We start from the raw sequence: 3,877 nt of genomic DNA, 5'->3' as shown, positions 1-3,877 counted from the left end.
TGGGGTTTGGGTGTGTGGGGTTGTGTGTGGCGTGTTGTTTGAGAATTACACAGTGGACGCGAGCATCTAGTATCTGTGATCTTAAGTTTTTAAGGGCACACGGTGGATGCCTTGGCACCAGGAACCGATGAAGGACGTTGTAATCTGCGATATGCCTCGGGGAGTCGATAAACAGGCTGTGATCCGGGGATTTCCGAATGGGGAAACCCGCCATGAATCATGTCATGGCACCTGCACCTGAACACATAGGGTGTTGGGAGGGAACGTGGGGAAGTGAAACATCTCAGTACCCACAGGAAGAGAAAACAAGAGTGATTCCGTGAGTAGTGGCGAGCGAAAGCGGATGAGGCTAAACCATGATCGTGTGAGACCTGTCAGGGGTTGCGGTTGTGGGGTTGTGGGACAGTGCTGATCCTCACTGACATGAGGGTGCGCAGTAAGAAACCATGTGCGTAGTTGAACAATCTTGAATGGTTGAGCGTAGAGGGTGCGACTCCCGTAGACGAAACGTGTGTGGCTGTGTTGTGCTGTTTCCCAAGTAGCACGGGGCCCGTGAAATCTCGTGTGAATCTGGCAGGACCACCTGCTAAGCCTAAATATTCCCTGGTGACCGATAGCGGACTAGTACCGTGAGGGAAAGGTGAAAAGAACCCCGGGAGGGGAGTGAAATAGATCCTGAAACCGTGTGCTTACAATCCGTCGGAGCCTCCGTGTGGGGTGACGGCGTGCCTTTTGAAGAATGAGCCTGCGAGTTAGTGCTCAGTGGCGAGGTTAACCCGTGTGGGGTAGCCGTAGCGAAAGCGAGTCCGAATAGGGCGTTTGAGTCGCTGGGTCTAGACCCGAAGCGGAGTGATCTACCCATGGCCAGGTTGAAGCGCCGGTAAGACGGCGTGGAGGACCGAACCCACTTAGGTTGAAAACTGAGGGGATGAGCTGTGGGTAGGGGTGAAAGGCCAATCAAACTCCGTGATAGCTGGTTCTCCCCGAAATGCATTTAGGTGCAGCGTCGCGTGTTTCTTGCCGGAGGTAGAGCTACTGGATGGCTGATGGGCCCCACCGGGTTACTGACGTCAACCAAACTCCGAATGCCGGTAAGTGAGAGCGTGGCAGTGAGACTGCGGGGGATAAGCTTCGTAGTCGAGAGGGAAACAGCCCAGATCATCAGCTAAGGTCCCTAAGCGTGTGCTAAGTGGGAAAGGATGTGGAGTTGCTGTGACAACCAGGAGGTTGGCTTAGAAGCAGCCACCCTTTAAAGAGTGCGTAATAGCTCACTGGTCAAGTGATTCCGCGCCGACAATGTAGCGGGGCTCAAGCACATCACCGAAGCTGTGGCAATGACACACTGACCCTTAACGGGGGTGTTGTTGGGTAGGGGAGCGTCGTGTGGCGAGTGAAGCGGCCGAGTGATCGAGTCGTGGATGCTACACGAGTGAGAATGCAGGCATGAGTAGCGAATGACGGGTGAGAAACCCGTCCGCCGAATAACCAAGGGTTCCAGGGTCAAGCTAATCTGCCCTGGGTAAGTCGGGACCTAAGGCGAGGCCGACAGGCGTAGTCGATGGACATCCGGTTGATATTCCGGAACCGGCGAAGAACCGCCCATACTGAACCATGGGATGCTAAACACCCGAACCATGCCAACCGGTCCTTCGGGATCATCTGGTGTGGGGAGCGTGTGACCCGATCGTGTAGTAGGTAAGCGATGGAGTGACGCAGGAAGGTAGCCTCCGCGGGGCGATGGTAGTCCCCGTCCAAGCATGTAGGCCCACTGGTAGGTAAATCCGTCAGTGATGTGGCTGAGATGTGATGGTGACCACGTATGTGGGAAGCAGGGTGATCCTATGCTGTCGAGAAAAACTTCTAGCGAGGTTCGAGCCGCCCGTACCCCAAACCGACTCAGGTGGTTAGGTAGAGAATACTAAGGCGATCGAGTGAATCGTGGTTAAGGAATTCGGCAAAATGCCCCCGTAACTTCGGGAGAAGGGGGGCCCAAGCCTTGAAGCCCGTACGGGCTAGGGGTGAGGGTCGCAGAGACCAGGGAGAAGCGACTGTTTACTAAAAACACAGGTCCGTGCGAAGAAGTAATTCGATGTATACGGACTGACGCCTGCCCGGTGCTGGAAGGTTAAGAGGACTGGTTAATCACTTCGGTGGTGAAGCTGAGAATTTAAGCCCCAGTAAACGGCGGTGGTAACTATAACCATCCTAAGGTAGCGAAATTCCTTGTCGGGTAAGTTCCGACCTGCACGAATGGCGTAACGACTTCTCCACTGTCTCAACCACGAACTCGGCGAAATTGCAGTACGAGTAAAGATGCTCGTTACGCGCAGCAGGACGGAAAGACCCCGGGACCTTTACTACAGTTTGGTATTGGTGTTCGGTACGGCTTGTGTAGGATAGGTGGGAGACTGTGAAGCATGCACGCCAGTGTGTGTGGAGTCATTGTTGAAATACCACTCTGGTCGTATTGGGCTCCTAACTTCGGTCCGTGATCCGGATCGAGGGACAGTGCCTGAGTGGGTTAGTTTAACTGGGGCGGTTGCCTCCTAAAGGGTAACGGAGGCGCCCAAAGGTTCCCTCAGCCTGGTTGGCAATCAGGTTTTGAGTGTAAGTGCACAAGGGAGCTTGACTGTGAGACAGACATGTCGAGCAGGCACGAAAGTGGGGACTAGTGACCCGACGGTGGCTTGTGGAAGCGCCGTCGCTCAACGGATAAAAGGTACCCCGGGGATAACAGGCTGATCTTGCCCAAGAGCTCATATCGACGGCATGGTTTGGCACCTCGATGTCGGCTCGTCGCATCCTGGGGCTGGAGTAGGTCCCAAGGGTTGGGCTGTTCGCCCATTAAAGCGGTACGCGAGCTGGGTTTAGAACGTCGTGAGACAGTTCGGTCCCTATCCGCTGTGCGCGTAGGAAACTTGAGAAGACCTGTCCCTAGTACGAGAGGACCGGGATGGACGAACCTCTGGTGTGTCAGTTGTTCCGCCAGGAGCACCGCTGATTGGCTACGTTCGGAAGTGATAACCGCTGAAAGCATCTAAGCGGGAAGCACGCTTCGAGATGAGGTTTCCATACACCTTGTGTGTGAGAGGTTCCCTAGAGACGATGGGGTTGATAGGCCGGATGTGGAAGACCAGTAATGGTTGTAGCTGACCGGTACTAATGAACCGATAACTTATTATCACACTGAATATTGTTGTGCTAGTGCTCGCGTCCCTGTGTAATTCTGAAACAACACACCCACCATGATGGGTTGATATGTTTCATAGTGTTACGGTGGTTATAGCGAAGTGGGAAACGCCCGGTCACATTCCGAACCCGGAAGCTAAGCCCTTCAGCGCTGATGGTACTGCACTCGGTAGGGTGTGGGAGAGTAGGACACCGCCGGACTTCTTCCAAGACGTGATGGTCTTGAACAGCTCCCCCGAAAGACTGGGGTTTGAGTAGTTCAAGACCATCACGCATTTCTACGTCCACCACACGGCCGTGGCCACAAACCATGGCGTCCACCGTGAATCGTCGCCAGGGCACACTCCACGGGAACCTCAGGGGATCTCCAGTGTTTCCTCACGTCCCGGGGCTAGTGTCGTGCCGTGGTGGAGACGGGGAACCAGAACGAGCGCCTCACGGCGTCGGTCGAGGCGTGCAATCGTTGGCGAGATCATGGGTGGCGGGACAAGGTCGCGATCTGGGCCGGTCGGCTGCTCGTGCTGGCGGCGTTCGTCTCCCTCGCCGGAGTGTTCTTCCACCGCAGCGTGATCCTGCGCGTCATCATGGACGTCCTCGGCTGGGTCGACATCCCGAGTGAGCCGTCCCTGTTCGCCGCGTGCATGGCTCTCGTGCTCGCCGGCGGTATCCGGCTCTTCCTACCTGAGGT

1 protein-coding gene and 2 rRNA genes are annotated in these 3,877 nt (G+C 55.5%); all 3 read left to right on the top strand.

Annotated elements, in window-relative coordinates; all coding sequences use genetic code 11:
- Positions 1-79: 79 nt before the first annotated feature.
- Positions 80-3,183, top strand: a 23S ribosomal RNA gene (locus HMPREF0321_RS02440).
- Between the two features lie 89 nt (positions 3,184-3,272).
- A 5S ribosomal RNA gene (gene rrf, locus HMPREF0321_RS02435) occupies positions 3,273-3,390 on the top strand.
- A gap of 203 nt (positions 3,391-3,593) precedes the next feature.
- Positions 3,594-3,877 (top strand): hypothetical protein (locus tag HMPREF0321_RS02430; RefSeq protein ID WP_139023530.1); only part of this gene is annotated, 284 nt, incomplete at its 3' end.

This window comes from Dermacoccus sp. Ellin185, from assembly GCF_000152185.1.
Lineage (GTDB): Bacteria > Actinomycetota > Actinomycetes > Actinomycetales > Dermatophilaceae > Dermacoccus > Dermacoccus nishinomiyaensis.
The sequence above is the reverse complement of the archived record's forward strand: the minus strand, read 5'-3'. Positions and strand labels throughout refer to the sequence as shown.